The sequence below is a fragment of the Streptomyces sp. NPDC054757 genome (genome assembly GCF_053612185.1).
Genome location: NZ_JBSHBW010000043.1, coordinates 33,838 through 54,552, shown reverse-complemented (window position 1 = coordinate 54,552; position 20,715 = coordinate 33,838). Strand labels below are relative to the sequence as shown.

At 71.2% G+C, this 20,715-nt stretch carries 20 protein-coding genes; 12 read left to right on the top strand and 8 right to left on the bottom strand.

From position 1 onward, the window contains the following. Nucleotides 1-92 precede the first annotated feature (92 nt). Nucleotides 93-1,082 (bottom strand): AraC family transcriptional regulator N-terminal domain-containing protein, encoded by a 990-nt coding sequence (locus ACWGKJ_RS32585; protein ID WP_453315887.1) that lies wholly within the window; start codon nucleotides 1,080-1,082, stop codon nucleotides 93-95. Between the two features lie 125 nt (nucleotides 1,083-1,207). Here ACWGKJ_RS32585 and ACWGKJ_RS32580 point away from each other — a divergent pair, with 125 nt between their 5' ends. After that, nucleotides 1,208-2,263 (top strand): aldo/keto reductase, encoded by a 1,056-nt coding sequence (locus ACWGKJ_RS32580; RefSeq protein ID WP_385028089.1) that lies wholly within the window; start codon nucleotides 1,208-1,210, stop codon nucleotides 2,261-2,263. Between the two features lie 96 nt (nucleotides 2,264-2,359). Here the strand turns inward: ACWGKJ_RS32580 and ACWGKJ_RS32575 are convergent, their stop codons facing one another. Beyond that, complete coding sequence (locus ACWGKJ_RS32575) at nucleotides 2,360-3,523, bottom strand: hypothetical protein (RefSeq protein WP_385028086.1); 1,164 nt, start codon at nucleotides 3,521-3,523, stop codon at nucleotides 2,360-2,362. Continuing rightward, entirely contained in the window at nucleotides 3,520-4,482 is a 963-nt protein-coding gene (locus ACWGKJ_RS32570; protein ID WP_385028083.1) for a 5-dehydro-4-deoxyglucarate dehydratase, read from the bottom strand. The genes ACWGKJ_RS32575 and ACWGKJ_RS32570 overlap by 4 nt, the downstream gene beginning before the upstream one ends. A 330-nt stretch (nucleotides 4,483-4,812) precedes the next feature. Between ACWGKJ_RS32570 and ACWGKJ_RS32565 the strand changes: the two genes are divergently transcribed. The 7 genes from ACWGKJ_RS32565 to ACWGKJ_RS32535 all read left to right on the top strand — a co-directional run bounded on the left by ACWGKJ_RS32565 (nucleotide 4,813) and on the right by ACWGKJ_RS32535 (nucleotide 12,281). Continuing rightward, entirely contained in the window at nucleotides 4,813-5,637 is an 825-nt protein-coding gene (locus tag ACWGKJ_RS32565) for an NAD-dependent epimerase/dehydratase family protein (protein WP_385028080.1), read from the top strand. Nucleotides 5,638-5,875: 238 nt separating this feature from the next. Next, nucleotides 5,876-6,643, top strand: a complete 768-nt coding sequence (locus ACWGKJ_RS32560) for a DeoR/GlpR family DNA-binding transcription regulator (protein ID WP_385028078.1) — start codon at nucleotides 5,876-5,878, stop codon at nucleotides 6,641-6,643. 54 nt (nucleotides 6,644-6,697) lie between these two features. Beyond that, nucleotides 6,698-8,065 (top strand): ABC transporter substrate-binding protein, encoded by a 1,368-nt coding sequence (locus tag ACWGKJ_RS32555; protein WP_385028075.1) that lies wholly within the window; start codon nucleotides 6,698-6,700, stop codon nucleotides 8,063-8,065. Beyond that, nucleotides 8,062-9,015 carry a carbohydrate ABC transporter permease gene (locus ACWGKJ_RS32550; RefSeq protein ID WP_385028072.1) on the top strand — a complete coding sequence of 318 codons (954 nt, stop codon included), beginning with the start codon at nucleotides 8,062-8,064 and terminating at the stop codon, nucleotides 9,013-9,015. The genes ACWGKJ_RS32555 and ACWGKJ_RS32550 overlap by 4 nt, the downstream gene beginning before the upstream one ends. After that, a complete protein-coding gene (locus tag ACWGKJ_RS32545) occupies nucleotides 9,012-9,869 on the top strand; it encodes a carbohydrate ABC transporter permease (protein ID WP_385028070.1) in 858 nt (285 codons plus the stop codon). The genes ACWGKJ_RS32550 and ACWGKJ_RS32545 overlap by 4 nt, the downstream gene beginning before the upstream one ends. Next, nucleotides 9,866-10,864, top strand: a complete 999-nt coding sequence (locus ACWGKJ_RS32540; RefSeq protein WP_385028067.1) for a zinc-dependent alcohol dehydrogenase family protein — start codon at nucleotides 9,866-9,868, stop codon at nucleotides 10,862-10,864. The genes ACWGKJ_RS32545 and ACWGKJ_RS32540 overlap by 4 nt, the downstream gene beginning before the upstream one ends. Nucleotides 10,865-11,021: 157 nt before the next feature. Beyond that, nucleotides 11,022-12,281, top strand: a complete 1,260-nt coding sequence (locus ACWGKJ_RS32535) for a TerD family protein (protein WP_385028064.1) — start codon at nucleotides 11,022-11,024, stop codon at nucleotides 12,279-12,281. Between the two features lie 42 nt (nucleotides 12,282-12,323). On the opposite strand, the gene ACWGKJ_RS32530 is transcribed toward ACWGKJ_RS32535, so the two are convergent. Then, nucleotides 12,324-13,535: a pyridoxal phosphate-dependent aminotransferase gene (locus tag ACWGKJ_RS32530; RefSeq protein ID WP_385028061.1), complete on the bottom strand. Its 1,212-nt coding sequence runs from the start codon at nucleotides 13,533-13,535 to the stop codon at nucleotides 12,324-12,326. A gap of 88 nt (nucleotides 13,536-13,623) precedes the next feature. On the opposite strand from ACWGKJ_RS32530, the gene ACWGKJ_RS32525 reads away from it, so the two are divergent. Beyond that, nucleotides 13,624-14,277 (top strand): winged helix-turn-helix transcriptional regulator, encoded by a 654-nt coding sequence (locus ACWGKJ_RS32525; protein WP_385028058.1) that lies wholly within the window; start codon nucleotides 13,624-13,626, stop codon nucleotides 14,275-14,277. Between the two features lie 187 nt (nucleotides 14,278-14,464). Continuing rightward, the gene (locus ACWGKJ_RS32520) at nucleotides 14,465-14,620 is read left to right on the top strand and encodes a hypothetical protein (protein WP_203600932.1); all 156 of its coding nucleotides are present in this window, start codon (nucleotides 14,465-14,467) and stop codon (nucleotides 14,618-14,620) included. Between the two features lie 121 nt (nucleotides 14,621-14,741). Here the strand turns inward: ACWGKJ_RS32520 and ACWGKJ_RS32515 are convergent, their stop codons facing one another. From ACWGKJ_RS32515 to ACWGKJ_RS32505, 3 genes are all read right to left on the bottom strand, one after another. Further along, nucleotides 14,742-14,945 carry a DUF6011 domain-containing protein gene (locus tag ACWGKJ_RS32515; protein WP_385028097.1) on the bottom strand — a complete coding sequence of 68 codons (204 nt, stop codon included), beginning with the start codon at nucleotides 14,943-14,945 and terminating at the stop codon, nucleotides 14,742-14,744. Nucleotides 14,946-15,022: 77 nt separating this feature from the next. Then, nucleotides 15,023-15,610 carry a TetR/AcrR family transcriptional regulator gene (locus tag ACWGKJ_RS32510; protein WP_385028055.1) on the bottom strand — a complete coding sequence of 196 codons (588 nt, stop codon included), beginning with the start codon at nucleotides 15,608-15,610 and terminating at the stop codon, nucleotides 15,023-15,025. A gap of 216 nt (nucleotides 15,611-15,826) precedes the next feature. After that, complete coding sequence (locus ACWGKJ_RS32505) at nucleotides 15,827-16,057, bottom strand: CarD family transcriptional regulator (protein ID WP_164267523.1); 231 nt, start codon at nucleotides 16,055-16,057, stop codon at nucleotides 15,827-15,829. Nucleotides 16,058-16,163: 106 nt separating this feature from the next. Here ACWGKJ_RS32505 and ACWGKJ_RS32500 point away from each other — a divergent pair, with 106 nt between their 5' ends. Further along, nucleotides 16,164-16,931 carry an SDR family NAD(P)-dependent oxidoreductase gene (locus ACWGKJ_RS32500; RefSeq protein ID WP_385028051.1) on the top strand — a complete coding sequence of 256 codons (768 nt, stop codon included), beginning with the start codon at nucleotides 16,164-16,166 and terminating at the stop codon, nucleotides 16,929-16,931. Between the two features lie 244 nt (nucleotides 16,932-17,175). On the opposite strand, the gene ACWGKJ_RS32495 is transcribed toward ACWGKJ_RS32500, so the two are convergent. Next, a complete protein-coding gene (locus ACWGKJ_RS32495; protein ID WP_385028048.1) occupies nucleotides 17,176-18,636 on the bottom strand; it encodes a hypothetical protein in 1,461 nt (486 codons plus the stop codon). Nucleotides 18,637-18,863: 227 nt separating this feature from the next. Between ACWGKJ_RS32495 and ACWGKJ_RS32490 the strand changes: the two genes are divergently transcribed. Then, nucleotides 18,864-20,708 carry an endonuclease/exonuclease/phosphatase family protein gene (locus tag ACWGKJ_RS32490; RefSeq protein WP_385028045.1) on the top strand — a complete coding sequence of 615 codons (1,845 nt, stop codon included), beginning with the start codon at nucleotides 18,864-18,866 and terminating at the stop codon, nucleotides 20,706-20,708. Nucleotides 20,709-20,715 lie beyond the last annotated feature (7 nt).

The following is a 20,715-nucleotide window of genomic DNA, read 5'->3' as shown; positions in this document are numbered from 1 at the left end:
CGCGAGGAATGGGGTCTCCCCTGTTCGAGCGCAGCCGAGAACTTGGGGAAGTGCCAGGCGTCGCGGGCCCACGAAGATCGGCCGGACAGACCCTAAGGTCTGTCCGGGCCGGATCGAGGAGCGGGGGTGAGGTCCGTCGGCCCGGTCCGGGGCGGCGGGCCCGGTGCCGTGTGCCGGGCCGCGTGCCGGCCGGGCGGTGCGCCGAACTCCTTGCGGTATTCGCGGCTGAACTGCGACGGGCTTCCGTAGCCGACCCGGTGGCCGGTCTCCGCGACCTCCACCGGTCCTGCCATGAGCAGGGCGTGCGCCTCCCGCAGCCGGATCTGCCTCTGGAACTGGACCGGGGTCATCGAGGTCGCGGCGCGGAAGTGCCGGTGGAAGGCCGACGGGCTCATATGGGCCAGCTCCGCGAGGTCCGCGACGCGCAGGGGTTCGTCGTAGTGCCGGCGGATCCAGCGGATCGTACGGGAGACCCGGGCGATGGAACTGTTGGCCAGGCCGATCTGCCGGACCAGCGCGCCCTGGTCACCGGTGATCAGGCGCCACAGGATCTCCCGCTGGATACCGGGCGCGAGGACCCGGAGGTCGTCGGGGCGCCCCAGCAGACGCAGCAGCCGGACGACCGGATCGAGCAGTTCGGACGTGGCGTCGCTGACCACGAGGCCCGGCGAGAGGGGCGGCTTCGCGGTGCCGGGGGTCTCCAGGAGCAGCGGTGCGATCGCCATCGGGTCCAGCGTCATGCTGAAGACGGCGAAGGGCTCGTCATCCGTGGCCTCCAACGCCTGGCCGGTGACCGGCAGTTCGACCGGGACGACGAGATACTGCCCGGCGCGGTAGTCGTGGGGGACACCGTTCAGGACCGTGCGCTTGACACCCCGGGCGACCACCGCGAGCGACGGCTCCGACATCGCGCTCACCGGGAGCGTGGGCCGGTTCGCGCAGGTGAGGGCCACACCGTCCAGAACCCATGTCTTCCGCACCGGTCTGCCACCGGCGTGGCGCACGATCAGCGTCCGCAGCTCGGCGAGAAGCTCCGCGGCCCGCGGGGCGGACCCGGTGGGCGGCGCCGTGTCGTCTGTCATGGCGCGATAAGAGCAGAGTCGGCAGGATCGTGCAAGCGGGTGGCGGGATACGTCTACCGGGCGGGCGGAACCGCGTGATGGGCTGGCAGGAATCTGCATGACGAAGCCGCCGGAGGCATGACGTAATGAAGCGCAGGACCCTCGGATCGACCGGAATGTCCGTCAGCGAACTCACGCTCGGCGCGATGATGTTCGGGAGTCTGGGCAACGCGGACCACCGGGACGCGATCCGTATCATCCACTCCGCGCTCGATGCCGGAATCAATGTCATCGACACGGCGGACGTGTACTCCAGGGGCGAGTCCGAGGAGATCGTCGGCAAGGCCGTCGCGGGCCGCAGGGACGGCCTTGTCATCGCGACCAAGTTCGGACGGCCGATGGGCGAGGACCCCAATCTGCGGGGCGGTTCGCGGAGGTGGATCGTCCGTGCGGTCGAGGACAGCCTCCGCAGGCTCGGTACCGACCACATCGACCTCTACCAGATCCACCGGCCCGACCACGCGACCGGGATCGGCGAGACGCTCTCCGCACTGTCCGACCTCGTACAGGCGGGCAAGATCCGGGCGTTCGGCTCGTCCATGTTCCCGGCGGAGATGATGGTCGAGGCCCAGTGGACGGCGGAGCGCCGGGGCACCCACCGCTTCCTCACCGAGCAGCCCATGTACTCCGTCTTCACCCGCAGGCCGGAGGCGGCCGTGCTGCCGACCGCCCAGCGCCACGGGATGGGTGTGCTCACCTTCAGTCCGCTGAACAGCGGCTGGCTCTCCGGGCGCGCGGATCTGCCGTCGACCCACCGGGCCAGGCTGATGTCCTCCGCCCTGCCATCGGCCTACGATGCGTCCACCCCGGCCGGCCGGCTGAAGTCCGCCGCGCTCGCGGAGCTCACCGTGCTCGCCGACGAGGCGGGGATGACGCTGCCGCAGCTCGCGGTCGCCTTCGTCCGTGCGCACCCGGCGGTCAGCTCGGTGCTGATCGGCCCCCGTACCCAGGAGCAGCTGGACGGGCTGCTCCCCGCCGCTGGTTTCGATCTTCCGGACGAGGTCCTCGACCGTATCGACGAGATCGTCCCGCCCGGGACCGATCTGGACCCGGCGGACAACTACGCGGCCGCACCCCCCGCGATCGAGGACGCGAGGCTGCGCCGCCGGCCGGAGCGCGGCGGCCCGGGGCCCGCCCGGTAGCCGGGGAACGGCCGCCTCCCGCGATGCGCCGGCGCTGCCGCCGCCGCTCGTGGCGGGCACCCCCGGCCGCCGCATCGGCCCTCGTACGTCCGGGGGTCAGGACAGCGCGGCCCGTACGAGCGCGAGATCGGCGTCGGACGCCAGTCCGGCGTGGTAAAGCCGCAGTTCGGTCGCGCCGAGTCCGGCGGCGCGGGCCGCGTCATCCGCCAGGGTGCCCGGACTGCCGCCCATGCCGGAGACGACGGTGAGGTTGGCGGCGAGCACCGTGCGGTCGGTGCGGTGCACCGCGAAGGGGGCGAGCAGCGCGGGCCCACTGGTGCAGGGCACGACCACACCGTCGGCGACGCCGAGGATGTGCTCGGGGTCGACTCCCGCGTTGGCCCCGCAGTGGTGGGCGGCCGGGTCGGCGTGCAGCAGCACCTGGAAGCCCGGCGGGGCCGCGGCCCGCACCGCGGCGACGGTCTGCTCCTGGAGCGTCCTGGCGGTCCTGGTGCGCCACTGGAGGACGGCCGCCGCGGTGTCCGTCCCGAGCAGCTCCCCGATCGCGGCGCCCCCGGCGCCGGCCGGTGCGCCGGACCACCCCGGCTCCAGCGCCCGGCGTACGGTCGCACCCAACTCGTCGGCGTCCAGGCCGAGTCCGCCGTATCCGGCCGCGCAGTCGGGGCAGAAGCAGAGCGACATCAGATACTGGCCCGCGTCGCCGAGGCCCACTCCGGCGATCTTGTCGTGGGCGTGCAGATGGGCGAGCCCGTACCAGCCGAGCGACTCCAGTTCGGTGCCGTGCGACCCGGGCCGCACCGCTGCCTCCACGGCCAGGTCGGTGAGGTAGGCGCGGGTGGCGGGCTGGGCGATGCAGGGGGCCCAGGGGTAGCGGTCCCCATAGGCGTTGACCACAGAGGTCCGTGGATGCTCGGCGCCCAGCCGGGAGTTGTGCGCGAGGACCACCCAGGTGTGGACCTGGAGACCGGCCGCGGTCAGCGCGGCGGCTGCCTCCCCGTACGGATCGGGGGCAGGCGCCCAGGACCCGGCCGGGTAGGGGCGCAGCTCCCGCCCGGCCCACCGCTCCGGGGACGGCGGGTAGAGAACGGACGCGTGCTCCGCGGTGACGATCCGGTGGCCGGGGTGGCGCGGGGTCAGGGCGCGGGTGGAGTGGTAGGCGGAGGCGAGCGTGGTCTGCTGGACGCCGAGGTCCGCGATACGGGCCGGGGCTTCCGGGTCACCGACGACGTCCCAGGGATAGAGGAAGGCCGAGGTCCTCATGCCCGCTCCCCCGGCCTCGCAGCGCCCGCCGGGACGGCCAGCGCTGCCCGGCCCCGCTCGATGACGGCGGAGAGCTGCGCGATGTGCCCGGGGGACGGCTCACCGAGCGGCGGGCGGACCTCCCCGACCTCCAGGCCGCCGAGCCGCACCCCCGCCTTGACCAGCGACACCGCGTACCCGGGCCGCTGGTTGCGCAGCTCGACGAGCGGCCGGTAGAAGGTGTCGAGCAGCCGGTTCACGGTCGTGTCGTCGCCGGAGCGCAGGGCGCGGTAGAAGGCGAGGGCGATGTCGGGGGCGAAGCAGAAGGCGGCGGACGAGTAGAGGGTGACGCCGATGGCGCGGTAGGAGAGCGCGGTGAGTTCGGCGGTGGGCAGCCCGTTGAAGTAGAGGAAGTCACGGCCGGGCAGTTCGGTGCGGACCGCGCTGATGGTGCGCTGCATCAGATCGAGGTCGCCGTACCCGTCCTTGAGCCCGATGATCCCGTCGACCTGGGCGAGGGCCACCACTGTCGCGGGGGTGAAGACCGCGTTGTCCCGCTGGTAGACGATGACGTCGAGCGCGGTGGCCGCCGCGAGCGCGGTGTAGTGGCGTACCAGGCCCTCCTGGCCCGCGCTGACCAGATACGGCGGCATGGCGAGCAGCCCGTCGGCGCCCGCCTCCTGCGCGGTCCTCGCGAACTGGACGGCGAGGGCGGTGCCGTACCCCACACCGGCGACGACGGGCACCCGGCCCGCGCTCACCTCGGCCGCGGCGGCGACCGCCGCGCCGTACTCCGCCAGGCCGAGCGCGTGGAACTCGCCCGTGCCGCAGCAGGCGAAGACCGCGGCCGCTCCGGCGTCGATGCCGTTGCGCACATGCGCGCGGAGGGCATCGAGGTCGACGGCGCCGTCCGGCCCGTAGGGGGTCACGGGGAAGAACAGCAGACCGTCGAGCCGGCCGGCGAGCGGGGCTGAGGACACGGGCGCTCCCTGGGTCGTCCAGTCGTGCACAGTTCCGATCCCCGTGCACCATTCTGATCAGTGTCTATATCTCTGAACTCCGCCACGCTAAGCCAGCAGGACGAGGGCGGTCAAGACGGGAAACCCCACCACAGAACCAGAATCCGCAGCTCCGCGCGACACACTTGACGGTCCCGGCAGGGCTCCTTAGTTTGTCCATACATGTGAATTCCAGCCACTCCTGAATACGTACAGGACCCCCGCGACCGGTCCGCCACCGCGGGCCGTGGCCGTCCCGTCCGACGTACCGATCCGACGCACTGATCCGACGCACCGAGGAGAGACCCGCCCATGCCCGCTCCCCGCACCGTCCTGCTCACCGGAGCCGCCGGAGGGCTCGGCACCCTGATGCGGGACCTGCTGCCCGCGTACGGATACGAACTGCGTCTCTTCGACGCCGTACCGGTCGAGGGCGAACCCTCCGCGATCACCGCGGACCTGGCCGACAGGGAGGCGCTGCGCGAGGCGGTACGGGGCGTCGACGCCGTCATCCATCTCGCCGGCATCTCCCTGGAGTCGTCCTTCGACAAGATCCTCCGGGCCAACATCGAGGGCACGTACAACCTCTACGAGGCGGCCCGCGAGGCGGGCACCGGACGGATCGTCTTCGCCTCCTCCAACCACGCGGTGGGCTACACCCCGAGCCCCGGGCCCCAAGTCCCCGCCGCCCCGGACTCGTTGATCCCCATCGACACCCCGCGCAGGCCGGACACGTACTACGGGCTCTCCAAGTGTTTCGGCGAGGACCTGGCCCAGCTGTACTGGGACAAGTTCGGCCAGGAGACCGTGTCCGTGCGGATCGGCTCCTGCTTCGCCGAGCCGGTCTCGGTACGGATGCTGTCGGTCTGGATGAGCCCCCGGGACGGCGCGCGGCTCTTCCACGCCGCGCTGACCGCCGACGGCGTCGGCCACTCGGTGGTCTACGGCTCGTCTGCCAACACCCGTATCTGGTGGGACCTCTCGTCGGCGCGGGCCCTGGGATACGAACCGCAGGACGACTCCGAGCCGTACGCGGCGCGGCTCATCGCCGAACAGGGCGAACTCGACCCGCGGGACCCGGCCCACTCCCACCTCGGCGGACCGTTCCTCACCGACCCGCCGATCTGGCCGCACTGACCGGCCTCCGCCCGGTCCCCGCACTCGGGCGCCCGCATCCGGGCAGTGAACGGGCCCGTCCGGTACGCCGGACGGGCCTTTGTCATGCCCGGACGGGCACACCGCACCAGGTCGGGCCGGTGCCGACGCTGCCGGAAACGGGCAGGAACGGTCATGATCAAGACCGTTCCTGCCCTGTTCACACCATCCGGACGGCTGTACAACTCTCCACACAGCCAACGGAAGCCGAGGAGTTCCAGTGTCAGTGAGCGCGGAGGAGCGCCGCCGGGAGATCGTCCGGGCCGCCCGCACGACGGGCTCGGTCGATGTCACCGAGCTGTCCGCGCGGCTCGGCGTGGCCAAGGAGACCGTCCGCCGTGATCTGCGCGCACTGGAGGACCACGGGCTGGTCCGGCGTACGCACGGGGGCGCCTACCCGGTGGAGAGCGCGGGCTTCGAGACCACACTGGACTTCCGTACGACGATGCATGTGCCGGAGAAGCGCCGGATCGCCGAGGCCGCGGCCCAGCTGCTCGGGGACGCCGAAACGGTCTTCATCGACGAGGGGTTCACCCCGCAGCTGATCGCCGAGTGCCTGCCGCACGACCGTCCGCTGACCGTGGTCACCGCCTCCCTGGTGACCGCCGGGGCGCTGGCGCTCGCCGAGCGGACGACGGTCCTGCTGCTCGGCGGCCGGCTGCGGCCGGGCACGCTGGCCACCGTCGACCACTGGACGACCCGGATGCTCTCCGGCTTCGTCATCGACCTGGCCTTCATCGGCGCCAACGGGATCTCCCGCGAACACGGTCTGACCACACCCGACCCGGCGGTCGGCGAGGTCAAGTCGCAGGCGGTCAGGGCCGCCAGGCGCCGGGTGTTCGCCGGGAACCACACCAAGTTCGGTGCGTCGAGCTTCTGCCGGTTCGCCGGCGTCAGCGACTTCGAGACCATCGTCACCAGCACCCTGCTGCCCGCCCCCGAGGCGCACCGCTACTCCCTGCTGGGACCGCAGGTCATCCGGGTCTGAGCCGCCCGGCCGCCCGCCGTTCCGGAAACCCCCAACCACCACGAGGAGCGATCCATGCGAAGCCCGAGCCGACGGAGGCCGCGCGCACTGCTCGCGCTGGCCGCATCGGGGGCGCTGCTCATCAGCCTGTCCGGCTGCTGGACCGGCGCCGGAGGAAGCGGGTCCGGCGGGAACTCGATCAATGTGCTGATGGTCAACAACCCGCAGATGACGGAGTTGCAGAAGCTCACCGCGGCCCACTTCACCCGTGAGACGGGCATCAAGGTGAACTTCACCGTGCTGCCCGAGAACGACGTACGGGACAAGATCAGCCAGGACTTCGCCAACCAGGCGGGCCAGTACGACGTCGCGACGCTCTCCAACTACGAGATCCCGATCTACGCCAGGAACGGCTGGCTGCACGACCTCGGCCGGTACGCGGCCAAGGACACCGCCTTCGACCAGAAGGACATCCTGCCCGCGCTGCGGCAGTCGCTCACCGGGGACGACAAGAAGCTCTACGGTGAGCCCTTCTACGGCGAGTCGTCCATGCTGATGTACCGCAAGGACGTCTTCGCCCAGAAGCATCTGACCATGCCGGCCCACCCCACCTGGCAGCAGGTGGCCTCGCTCGCCGCGAAGGCGGACGGAGCGAAGGCGGGGATGAAGGGCATCTGTCTGCGCGGCCTGCCCGGCTGGGGCGAGCTGGCCGCCCCGCTGACGACGGTGGTCAACACCTTCGGCGGCACCTGGTTCGACAAGAACTGGAAGGCCAGGCTCGACTCCCCCGCCTTCAGACAGGCCGTCGGCTTCTACGTGAAGCTGGTACGCGAGCACGGCGAGTCCGGGGCCGCGCAGTCCGGGTTCGCCGAGTGCCTCAACGACCTCACCCAGTCCAAGACCGCCATGTGGTACGACGCGACATCCGCCGCCGGTTCGCTGGAGTCGGCCAAGTCCCCGGTCAAGGGCAAGATCGGCTATGTACCCGCGCCGGTCGAGAAGACGGACAGCTCCGGGTGGCTCTACACCTGGGCCTGGGGCATCCAGAAGACGTCCCGCAACCCTGACAAGGCCTGGAAGTTCATCTCCTGGGCGTCCAGCAAGCAGTACGAGGAGCTGGTCGGGAAGGTGAGCGGCTGGTCGGACGCCCCGGCGGGCAAGCGCGCCTCCACCTACGCCGACCCCGCGTACCGGAAGGCGTCCGCCGCCTTCGGGGACGTCACGCTCAACGCCATCAAGGGCGCCAAGCCCGACAACCCCGGGATCCAGCCGCGCCCCGCACCCGGTATCCAGTTCGTCGGCATCCCCGAGTTCACGGACCTCGGCACCAAGGTCTCCCAGGAGATCAGCGCGGCCATCGCCGGGCGCCAGTCCGTCGATTCGGCCATCGCCGCATCCCAGCGGCTCGCTGCGAAGATCGCGAAGGAGTACGAGGGACGATGACAGCGACCACCGCTCCCACCGCACCACGCGCGGTGTCCCCTCCCGGCCCGACACCCCCGCCGGGCAACCGGCTGCGCGCCTGGGCCACCCGGGCACCGCTGCTGCCCGCCCTGATCTTCATGATCGTCGTCACCCAGCTGCCCTTCGTGGCGACGGTGGTCATCTCCTTCTTCAACTGGAACGCGCTCTACCCGAAGGCCAGGCACTTCACCGGGTTCGCCAACTACTCCGACGTACTCACCGATCCGGACCTGCGCAAGTCGGTCCTCACCACGGTGGTGCTGACCGTCGCGGTGGTCCTCGTCAGCCTGGTGCTCGGACTCGGACTCGCCCTGCTCCTCGACCGCCGCTTCAAGGGCCGGGGATTCGTCCGTACGCTGCTCATCGCGCCGTTCCTGCTGGTCCCCGTGGCGGCCGCGCTGCTCTGGAAGCATGTGCTCTACAACCCCGAGTACGGGCTCTTCAACGGGCTGCTGCACTGGGTGGGCGGCGGGGGCGCGCCACAGCCCGACTGGGTGTCGAACACCCCGCTGCTCGCGGTCGAGGCGGCGCTGATCTGGCAGTGGACTCCGTTCATGATGCTGATCCTGCTGGCCGGTCTGCAGAGCCGCTCACCGGAGCTGATCGAGGCCGCGCGGATCGACGGCGCGGGCAACTGGCAGATCTTCCGCCATCTGACCCTGCCGCATCTGCGCCGCTACCTGGAACTGGGGGCGCTGCTCGGCTCGATCTACATCGTGCAGAACTTCGACGCCGTCTTCACCATCACCTCGGGCGGTCTGGGCACCGCCAACCTGCCGTACACCGTCTACCAGGCCTTCTACCAGGCGCACGAGAACGGACTAGCGTCCGCCGCCGGGGTCCTCGTCGTCATCGGCACGATCATCATCGCGACCTTCGCGCTCCGCGTGGTCTCGTCCCTCTTCAGCGAGGAGGCATCACGCGCATGAAGTCCGCAGACACGGCGGCGCCCCGGGGCGCCGCCCGCACCGGGGGCACCCTGCTCGGCCTGGCGGCCTGGCTGGCCGGGATCCTCTTCTTCCTGCCGATCGCCTGGATGGCGCTGACCTCCTTCCACGCGGAGACCGACGCGGCCACCAACCCGCCGTCGCTCGCCGCCTCGCTCACCCTGGACGGCTACCGCGACTTCTTCGGCGCGGGCGGCGGCGCGAGCCCCTGGCCCGCACTGGCCAACTCCGCGGTGGCCTCCATCGTCTCGACCCTCTGTGTGCTGGTGCTGGCGCTGCCGGCCGCGTACGCGCTCTCCATCCGGCCGGTGAAGAAGTGGACGGACGTCCTCTTCTTCTTCCTCTCCACGAAGATGCTCCCGGTGGTCGCCGGGCTGCTGCCGATCTATCTGTTCGCCAAGAACACCGGGATGCTCGACAACATCTGGATGCTGGTCATCCTCTACACCTCGATGAACCTGCCGATCGCGGTGTGGATGATGCAGTCGTTCCTCGCCGAGGTGCCGGTGGCGGTCATCGAGGCGGCGCGGGTGGACGGCGCGAGACTGCCGGTGGTCCTCTCCCGGATCGTCGCGCCGATCTCCGCGCCCGGGATCGCGGCCACCGCGCTGATCTGCTTCATCTTCAGCTGGAACGAGCTGCTCTTCGCCCGGGTGCTCACGGGTGTCGTCGCCGAGACCGCGCCCGTCTTCCTGACCGGCTTCATCACCAGCCAGGGCCTGTTCCTGGCGAAGGTGTGCGCCGCGTCGCTCGTTGTCTCCCTGCCGGTGCTCGCCGCGGGGTTCGCCGCCCAGGACAAGCTGGTCCAGGGCCTTTCGCTCGGAGCCGTGAAATGAAGGCAGCCATCGTCGAATCCGTCGGCAAGGTCGTGTACGGGGATGTGCCCGACCCCACCCCCGGACCGCGCGACGTGATCGTCGAAGTGGCCGCCTGCGGGCTGTGCGGGACCGATCTGCACATCCTCCAGGGCGAGTTCGCGCCCACCCTGCCGGTGGTGCCCGGCCATGAGTTCGCCGGCACGGTCGTGGCGCTGGGCTCCGACGTCACCTCGCTGGCCGCGGGCGACCGGGTGGCCGTCGACCCGTCCCTGTACTGCTTCGAATGCCGCTACTGCCGTATCGGGCACAACAACATGTGCGAGAAGTGGGCGGCGATCGGGGTGACCACCGCGGGCGGCGCGGCCGAGTACGCGGTGGCGCCGGCCGCCAACTGCGTGAAACTGCCGGACCATGTGAGGACCGAGGACGCGGCGCTGATCGAGCCGCTGTCCTGCGCGGTACGCGGTTACGACGTGCTCAACAGCAGGCTCGGCTCGCATGTGCTGATCTACGGATCGGGGACGATGGGGCTGATGATGCTGGAGCTGGCCAAGCGGACCGGCGCGGCCAGCGTGGACATGGTCGACATCAACGAGGAACGGCTGGCCACCGCCCGCGGCCTGGGCTGCTCATCGGCGGCGAGCGGCGCGGACGAGCTGGAGCGGGCCGGCCGGGGCTGGGACGTCGTCATCGACGCGACCGGCAACGCGGCGGCCATCCAGGACGCCCTGGGGCGGGTGGCGAAGGCCGGGACGTATCTGCAGTTCGGTGTTGCCGACTACGCGACACGGGCGACGATCGACCCGTACAAGATCTACAACCAGGAGATCACGATCACCGGCTCGATGGCGGTGCTGCACAGCTACGAGCGGGCGGCCGAGCTGTTCGCCGCCGGGGTGCTCGACCCCGGGGTCTTCATCAGCGACCGGCTGCCGCTGGAGAGCTACCCGGCGGCGCTCGACCGCTTCAAGGCGGGCATCGGGCGGAAGATCGTGGTGCTGCCCGGGAAGTGACCGGGTGCCGGAGACACGGGTGGCGGGTGCGCTTGCGTGGGAGCGGGCGCGGGGTGAACGGGCTTACGGGCGGCGAGCGTACGGGCGGTAGAAGTGGCTTCATCGTCCCGGGAAAGTTTCAAGGAACCGTAAAGCTCCGCCGCTCGTTCCTCCGGACATGACCGCAATGACCCCAGGCTCGAACATCCCGCTCCCGCTCCCCCGCGTCGCGGTGGACGTGGCGGCTCCGGTGCGGCTCGACGTGTCGGGCCTGCTGCTCACCGCCGACGGCAAGGTGCGCTCGGACGATGACTTCATCTTCTACAACCAGCCGTCGGGGCCCGGTGTCGGCCACCGCTCCGGCGGCGGCTCCGCGCCGGACGCGATCGTGGTGGACACGGCCGCCGTCCCCGCGGGCATCGACAAGATCGTGATCACCGCGAGCCCGGACGCGGCGGGCCAGACGTTCGAGGGCATCGAACCGACGGCCACCGTCCGCTCCACGGACGACGGCAGCGTCCTCGCCACCTTCACCCCGCCCCGGCTGGGCACCGAGACCGCACTGGTCATCGTGGAGATCTACCTCCGCAACGGCGCGTGGAAGGTGCGCGCCGTCGGCCAGGGGTACGCGAACGGACTGGCCGGTATCGCGACGGACTTCGGCGTGTCGGTCGAGGAGCCCGCCCCAGCCGCACCGCCCGTACCGGCGGCCCCGTCGGCGCCACCTGTCGCGCCCGCCCCCGCGGCGGCCCCAGCGGCCCCGCCCGCCCCGCCGATGCCGTCCGCACCGCCGGTGGATCCCCGGGTCGCCGTCGCGGCTCCGCCCGCCGCCGCGCCGCCGACCCCGCCCGCGGGCTCCGGCCGGATCAACCTGGACAAGGGCCGGGTCAGCCTCCAGAAGAACCAGACGGTCTCCCTGGTCAAGGGCGGCAAGCCGCTGCTGTCCCGGGTGAAGATGGGCCTCGGCTGGGAGCCGGCCTTCCGCGGCAAGGACATCGACCTCGATGCCTCGGTCATGGCCTTCGGCCCGCAGCGCAACCACCTCGACAGCTGCTACTTCGGCAAGCTCTCGATCCTCGACGGTGCGGTCAAGCACTCCGGTGACAACCTCACGGGCGAGGGCGCGGGCGACGACGAGGTGATCGTGGTCGACCTCGGCAAGGTCCCCGCCGAGGCCACCGCCCTGTTCTTCACGGTCAACTCCTTCACCGGCCAGAAGTTCACCGAGGTCTCCAAGGCGTACTGCCGGCTGATCGACGCGGCGAGCGGGGAGGAGCTGGTCCGCTTCGACCTGACCCGCACCGAGGCGCAGACCGGGGTGCTGATGGCCAAGCTGATCAGGCAGTTCTCCGGCGAGTGGGAGATGACGGCGGTGGGCGACTTCGTGAAGTCCCGTACGGTCCGGGGCATGGTCAAGCCCGCGGCGCAGGCGCTGTAGGGCGGCGGGCCGGGCACCGGAGGGCGGCAGCCCGGCCGGACGTCACTGGCGGTAGCCGGCCAGGAAGCGCCCGATGCGGCTGATCGCCGCGTCCAGATCGTCGGCGTGCGGCAGCGTCAGGATCCGGAAGTGGTCGGGGCGCGGCCAGTTGAAGCCGGTGCCCTGCACCACCTGGATCTTCTCGCGGAGCAGCAGGTCCAGGACGAACTGCTCGTCGTCATGGATCCGGTGGACCTCCGGGTCCAGCCGGGGAAAGGCGTAGAGCGCGCCCTTCGGCTTCACACAGGAGACGCCCGGGATCTCGTTGAGCCTCTCCCACGCCCGGTCGCGCTGCTCGTGCAGCCGGCCGCCCGGCACCGTCAGATCCCTGATGGACTGGCGCCCGCCCAGTGCGGCCTGGATGGCGTACTGGGCGGGGGCGTTGGCGCACAGCCGCATGGAGGCGAGCATCGTCAGCCCCTCCAGATAGCTCTTCGCGTGCTGCTTGGGTCCGGAGACGACCAGCCAGCCGGACCGGAAGCCCGCGACACGGTACGACTTGGACAGACCGCTGAAGGTGAGGACCACCAGGTCGGGTGCGAGGGCCGCGGCCGAGTGATGGACGGCGTCGTCGTAGACGATCTGGTCGTAGATCTCGTCCGCGAAGACCATCAGTCCGTGGCGGCGGGCGAGATCGAGGATGCCCTTGATGATCTCGGGCGGATAGACCGCGCCGGTGGGGTTGTTGGGGTTGATGATCACCACCGCCCTGGTGCGGTCGGTGATCTTCGACGCCATGTCGCCGAGGTCCGGGTACCACTCGGCCGACTCGTCGCAGAGATAGTGCACCGCCCGCCCGCCGGCCAGCGTGGTGACGGCCGTCCAGAGCGGATAGTCGGGCGCGGGGACCAGAATCTCGTCCCCGTCCTCCAGGAGCGCCTGGACCGCCATCGAGATCAGCTCGGAGACACCGTTGCCGAGGAAGACGTCGTCGACGGTGACCTCGGGCATCCCGAGCGCCTGATAGCGCTGGGCGACGGCCCGCCGGGCCGAGAGGATGCCGCGCGAGTCGGTGTAGCCGTGCGCCCGGGGCAGCATCCGGATCATGTCCTGGACGATCTCCTCGGGCGCCTCGAAACCGAAGAGGGCCGGATTGCCGGTGTTCAGCCGCAGCACGCTGTGCCCGGCCTCTTCCAGTGCGTTGGCATGGTCGATCACCGGGCCCCGGATCTCGTAGCAGACGTCACTCAGTTTGTTCGACTGACGGAACTCCATGCCGTGGCCCTCCCAGGTCTCACTTGCTTCACTTGGTTTTACCAAGTGGCAGCTTGGAAAGTCCAACTTTCTGTCTAGACTGCGGTGCATGCCACGCCGAAGTTACGACCAGTACTGCGCAGCCGCCCGCGCGCTCGACGCCGTCGGGGACCGCTGGACCCTGCTGATCGTCCGCGAACTCCTGGCGGGCCCGCGCCGCTACACCGACCTCCACGCCGACCTGCCGGGTGTGAGCACCGACGTGCTCGCCTCCCGGCTCAAGGACATGGAGCGCGAGGGGCTCGCGACCCGGCGCAGGCTGCCGCCGCCCGCACCCGCCTCCGTGTACGAGCTCACCGCACGGGGTGCGGGGCTGCTGCCCGTCCTCACCGCGCTCGCCGACTGGGGCGCGCCCGCGCTGGCCGAGCGGCGGCCGACGGACGCCCTGCGCGCGCACTGGTTCGCCATTCCGCTGGCCCGGCATCTGCCGGGGCTCGGACTCGGTCCCGGGGTGGTGGAGGTCCGGATGGACGAGGGTGTGTTCCATGTCCGCACCGACGGCGGCGAGCCGCTCTACGGCGACGGTCCGGCCGAGCGCCCCGACGCCCGGCTGACCCTGGACGCCACCACCTGCATCGCGGTCGGCGACGGCAGCCTCACGCTCGGCAAAGCGGTACGGGACGGCCGCGCACGGCTCGAAACCGTGGCGTACGGCGCGCCGCAGGGGGCATCTGCCGGGGCGGGCGCGCACGGGCCGGAGTGAGCCGGGTCGCACCGCGCGAGGGCAACCCCGCAGTCCCGAACTCCGTCCTCATAAAGGCCCGTTAAGGCCGTCGAACCCCCTGCCGCCGGGTATGAGTGACGGACAACACGCCCTTATACGGAACACGTGACCGATACCACGTGCAGATGAGGGTTAACTGTCAGTGGCAGGCCGTAGCCTTGTTCGTATGTCCACCACCCCTTCCGCCTCGCAGGCCAACGACGCCATCCGCAGGCTCGTCGATGCCCAGACGACGGACGGCGAGTGGCCATCGGAGGACTACGAAGTCCTGCTGCTCGAATGGGCCGCCGCGATACAGGGCGGCATCGAGCCCGCGGCCTGAACCGCCACGGTCCGAGCCACTACCGCCTGAGCAATCACAGCCTGCGCCACTACAGCCTGCCGCGACCTGCCACAGAGGTGCGCCGCCCAGGCACAGCCAGCCGGATGTACCAGCCGGTGTCTCACTCCAGTCCGGGGATCGGATCCTGATCCACCCCGTGCCGGCGTGTCCGGATGTCCGGCCGCGCCGGGTGCAGTTTCGCGTCGCAGGCCGGGCCGAGCCCGGCGCGCCGTGAGGCCGGGCCGGTCAGCGGCCGGCCGCACATCCGGCACAGCACCCTGCGGTCGCACTCCTCCGATCCGGCCCCGTCCGCCGTCCCCTCCACGCTCCCGGCCGTACCCCCGGCCCCGGCCGTGACCCCGGGCAGCTCATCGGGTCCGCCGTCCACCGTGCCCGTTCCGCTCACCGGGACATCGCCTGCCGGTCCTCGCCGCCGATCCCCTCGATCAGCAGCGTGAGATAGCGGCGCACATCGGGCGCACCGTCCGCGCCGATCTCGGCCGCACAGGCCACCGCATGCGTCAGCCGCAGCATCTCCGCGGGCTCCAGGTCGGCGCGCGCGGCGCCCGACTGCTGTGCGGCCCTGAGCAGATCGCCCGCCGCACCGCCCAGCCGGCCGCCGCAGTCCGAGACGACCGGTGTACTGCCGTCGGCCATCGCGGCGCTGAGCAGCGCCTTGAGGCCCCGCAGACGGATCAGCTGCTCCGCCAGCTTCTGCAGCCACTCCGCCAGCGCCGCACCCGGCGTCCGGTCCGACGCGCCGAACTCGGCTGCCTGGTCCGCGAGTTCGGCGATGCTGTCGGCGTACACCTCGCCGAGGAGATCCTGTCGCGTGGGGAAGTGACGGTAGAGCGTGCCGGAGCCGACGCCCGCGCGCTTCGCGATGTCGTCCAGGGAGGCGTCCACGCCGCGTTCGGTGAAGGCCAGGGCCGCCTCCTTCAGGAGGCGTTCGTAATTGCGGCGCGCATCGGCCCGCATCGGCTTCGGCATCAGCTGCTCCTCGCGGACCGGGATGTCTCCGTCACTGTCGTCCTGGCCGCCCGGCACACCGGGCGGCCGGCCCCGCGGTGTCACCCGCGATGTCAACGGAGCGGTGACCTGGCATGGCTCCGGGTCACCGCACACCGCCCTGACAGCAGGTTCCGGCGGCCGGTCCACGGCTGCCCCGCCGGGTCGCCCTCGCCGCGCTCGCCGTCCCCGCCGGGCTCAGAGCTTGGTCAGCTTGGCGTAAGGGCTGAGGATCCTCCCCTGACGCCCGGAGAAGTCGATGAGCACAGCGTCATTGTCGCCCTCGATTCCGATGACTCTTCCGAGCCCGAACTGATCATGCGAAACACGGTCGCCCACATCGAAGATCTCGATGGGTGCGGCGGCCTGGGCCGGGCGGTTGAAGGGACTGGAGGGCAGGTGGCGCCGGGAACCGGCTGACTTAGTCATTGCGCTCAGTATGCGCCCGCGAGACCGCCTCACGCCATGTCTGTCCCGCCGTGGGACGCTGGAGGCCGGGATTTTCCGAACAGGTATTCCCTGCGATGATCAGGGCATGGAATTCCCCGCAACCGGTCGTCGTGTCCTCATCACTGGTGCCTCCCGCGGCCTGGGCCGCGCGGTCGCCCGTGCTTTCGCCGCCAACGGAGACCGGGTGGCCGTGCACTTCGGCACCCGGGAGGAGGACGCGCGGGAGACGCTGGCCGCGCTCCCCGGGTCCGGCCATGTCCTCGTCGGCGGCGACCTCTCGGACCCGGTGGTGGCCGCCGAGGTCGCCGGGCGCGCGGCCGACGGCCTCGGCGGCATCGACGTACTGGTGAACAACGCCGCCGTGAACGTCCGCCATCCGCTGCCCGGGACTCCGTACGAGGAGTGGGTGACCGTCTGGCAGCAGCACGTCGGCGTCAATCTGCTCGCCACCGCGCATCTCAGCCATCTCGCCGGACGCCGCATGATCGACGCGGGGAACGGCGGCCGGATCGTGAACATCGGCTCGCGCGGCGCGTTCCGCGGGGAGCCCGACCATCCGGCCTACGGCGCCACCAAGGCGGCCGTGCACGCGCTCGGCCAGTCGCTGGCCGTCTCGCTCGCACCGTACGGAATCGGGGTGGCATCGGTCGCGCCCGGCTTCTTCGAGACCGAGCGGGTGGCGGACCGGCTGAGCGGCGCCGGGGGCGAGGCGATCCGGGCGCAGTCCCCGTTCGGCCGGGTGGCGTCGCCGGACGAGATCGCGGCCGCGGTGCTCTGGCTGGCCTCACCGGCCGCCGAGTGGTCGTCGGGCACCGTACTCGACCTCAACGGAGCCTCCTACCTGCGGACTTGAGCGTCCCCGGGCGGGTCCGCCGCCCCGCCCGGGGCACGGCCTCTCACCGGACCGCCCCGGCGCGGCGGCACCGCACCCGCACGCCTCATCCGCACCACCGGGAACCCCCGCACCGCTACGGTCCCCCCGCCGCACGAACGCGGCCCCACACCACGAACGCCCCGCTCCGCCCCGGCACACTGTCAGGCAGCCCTGCCGGGCCCCCGGCACCGTCAGGCCCGGGACACCTGACCCGTCGCCGTCGTCAGGCCCGGGACCTGGCCTTGAAAGCCGCCTTGCGGGCGTCCTTCGCCGCCTTACGGTCCGGGTGCAGCCGTCCCATCGCCTCCAGCACCTCAGCCGTCGCCGGGTGCTCCACCCGCCAAGCCGCGTCGAAGAAGCCGCTGTGCTGACCGGTCAGTCCCTCCACGAGCCCCTGGAGCTCCTCGACCTCACCGTCCGCGTCCAGCTGGGCGGCCAGCGTGTCGATGGCCAGCCAGAAGATCATCGACTCCGGCGGCGCGGGCACATCGGCCGCGCCCCGCTCGGCGAGCCAGACCCGGGCGAGCCCGCCGAGCTCCGCGTCGTCGAGCACCTCGCGTACCTCTTGCTCCGCCGCTTCGTCGGCCACCAGCGAGAGCGCCTGCTGACAGTGCAGCCGCCGCAGCGGCGCGCCCCGGTCGGCGCCCCGCGCGGCCGACAGCAACTCCTTTGCTGCGGCGGCCGGTTCACGGCCGGTGAGCCACAGTACGGTCTCGGCGCGGCCCGCTGACTCCGGGAAGCGCGCGAGGGCGTCGAGCAGGGCGCCCGCGTCCTTGTCCGCCAGCTCACCGACGGCGGGCGCGTCCAGGCCCGCTTCCAGCATCCGGGCCCTGATCCCGTACAGACCGAGCGGGGTGAGCCGCACCATGCCGTACCGGGAGACGTCCTCGTCGTCCACGGGGCGTTCCGGGGCCCCCGGCCCCTCCGCGGCCTCGGCCTCATCGGCCATCAGGGCCTCGTCGACCGGGTGGTACTCGACGAGACCGATCGGTTCGAGCAGGCTGAACTGGTCGTCCAGGCGCATCATCGCCTCCGACACCTGCTCCAGTACGTCGTCCGTGGGCTCCCCCATGTCATCGGGGACGATCATCGAGGCAGCCAGCGCGGGCAGCGGCACCGGGGCGTCCTCGGCGCCGGTCTCCGTCACGGTGAGCAGATAGAGGTTGCCCAGAACGCCGTCGAGGAACTCCGCCTCCGCCTCGGGGTCCCACTCCAGCTTCGCGAAGTCGATCTCGCCGTCGTCGCCCACCAGATCGGCGAAGTCGTCGAACTGCGGGGCGATGGCGTCGGCGTGCACGGTCTCCAGACCGTCGAGCCAGAGCGCCAGGATCTCCTGGGGGCTGCCCGATGTGATCAGGGCCAGCTGCTCACCGGGGGCCGCCGTCCCCTCGCCGTTCTCGTCCTCGGCCTCCTCGACATCGACGAGACCGGTGTCGACGGCGAGCCGCCACGCCTCGCTCGCCAGAGCCGCGCCGTCCTCGTCCGCTCCGAGACCGAGCTCGGCGGCGGCCGCGGGCAGCTGGTCGTCGACCAGCTCGCCCCCCGCGCCGACGCGCGTGCCGGGACCGGCCCAGCGGGCCAGCCGTACGGCCCGGGTGAGGAGGGGCGCGGCCAGCGCGTCACGTGCGAGTTCCGCTTCGGAGTTCAGCCGCACCGGCGGCAGGGTGGGGCGGTCTCCGGACATCGGTGGTTCTCCTCGGGACTGAGACCGACCGGCGACAGGGCGCGGTCTTCGGGCATACGGTTCGGGCGCCCCAGCGTAGACGCATTTCGACCCATGCCACCTGGTTCATGTACCCGTCAGCCTTCGTCCACCTCGTGACCCTTGACAACTCCCCTCCGCACACAAGAGATTGACGCGCGTAGAACGTATCCCCGCTCCACTCCACCCTCACCTCCGGAGTTCTGTAGATGCGCGCTCTTCCCGCATTCCCCCGTACAAAACCGGCCGCCGTGACCGCCGTCGTCACGGCGGCGCTTGCGGCCGGTCTGCTCGCCGTCACCCCCGCGTCGGCCGGTGCGGCCGGCGTCAGGATCCATGACATCCAGGGCAGGACCCGGCTCTCCACGCTGGCCGGGAAGACGGTGACCGGAGTGCCCGGCATCGTGACCGGGGTGCGGACGTCCGGCTCCAGGGGCTTCTGGTTCCAGGACCCGCACCCGGACTCCGACCCCGCCACCAGCGAGGGTGTCTTCGTCTTCACCAGCTCCGTGCCGACCGTCGCGGTGGGCGACGCGGTCACGGTCTCCGGCACGGTCGACGAGTACGTACCGGGCGGTGCGGCGTCCGGGAACCAGTCGGTCACCGAGATCGGCAAGCCGACCGTCACGGTCGGCTCGTCGGGCAACGCGCTGCCCGCCGCGACCGTCATCGACTCCCGTGACATACCCGGCACGTTCGCCCCCACGGGCGACAGGGCGGCGGGCGGCAGCATCAACGGCCTCACACTGCGGCCGGACAGGTACGCACTCGACCGCTACGAGTCGCTGGAGGGCATGAACGTCCGGATCGGGACCTCCCGGGTGACCGGCGCGACCGACTCCTACGGCGAGCTGTGGGTCACGGTGAAGCCGGACGAGCGCCCGACACCGCGCGGCGGCACCCTCTACAACGGGTACTCCTCGCAGAACACCGGACGGCTGATGGTCCAGTCGCTGGCCCCCGCGTCCGCCGGGGCGTTCCCGGCGGCGAACGTCGGGGACTCGCTGACCGGTACGACCGAGGGCCCGCTGGACTACAACCAGTTCGCCGGTACGTACACCGTGGCCGCCCGGCAGCTGGGCACCGTCAAGACCGGCCGGACCAGGCCGGAGGTCACCCGCAAGCAGAGGAAGGACGAGCTGGCGGTCGCCACGTACAACGTGGAGAACCTGGACCCGACGGACCCGCAGAGCAAGTTCGACAAGCTGGCCGCCGGGATCGTGGACCATCTCTCGTCGCCCGACATCGTGGCCATCGAGGAGGTGCAGGACAACGACGGCGCCAAGAACGACGGTGTGGTGGCGGCCGATGTGACGGTCGGCAAGTTCATCGACGCGATCGTCGCCGCGGGCGGCCCGCACTACCAGTGGCGCTCCATCGACCCGGTCGACCTGGCGGACGGCGGGGAGCCGGGCGGCAACATCCGCCAGGGCTTCCTCTACAACCCGGACCGCGTCGGCTTCACCAGCCGCCCCGGCGGTACGGCGACCAACGCCACCGGTGTCGTCTCGCAGGGCGGCAAGGCGGCGCTGACCTACTCCCCCGGCCGGGTCGACCCCGCCAACCCCGCCTGGAAGGACAGCCGCAAGCCGCTCGCCGGGGAGTTCACCTTCCGCGGCAGGAAGGTCTTCCTGGTCGCCAACCACTTCTCGTCGAAGGGCGGCGACCAGGCGATCGACTCGCAGTACCAGCCGCCCGCCCGCAGCTCCGAGACGGCCAGGCACGAGCAGGCCAAGGCCGTGAACACCTTCGTGAGGAAGATCCGTTCGGCGCAGAAGGACGCCGAGGTCGTGGTCCTCGGTGACCTCAACGACTTCGAGTTCTCCGACACCGCGAAGATCCTCACCGCCGGGAAGGCACTCTCGGCGACGGCGTACTCACTGCCGGCGAACGAGCGGTACTCCTACGTCTACGAGGGGAACTCGCAGATCCTGGACCAGATCCTGGTGAGCCCCTCGGTCCGGAGGTACCAGCTGGACATCGTCCACATCAACGCCGAGTTCGCCGACCAGAACAGCGACCACGACCCGAGCGTGCTGCGCTTCCGTCCGTAGCGCGCCG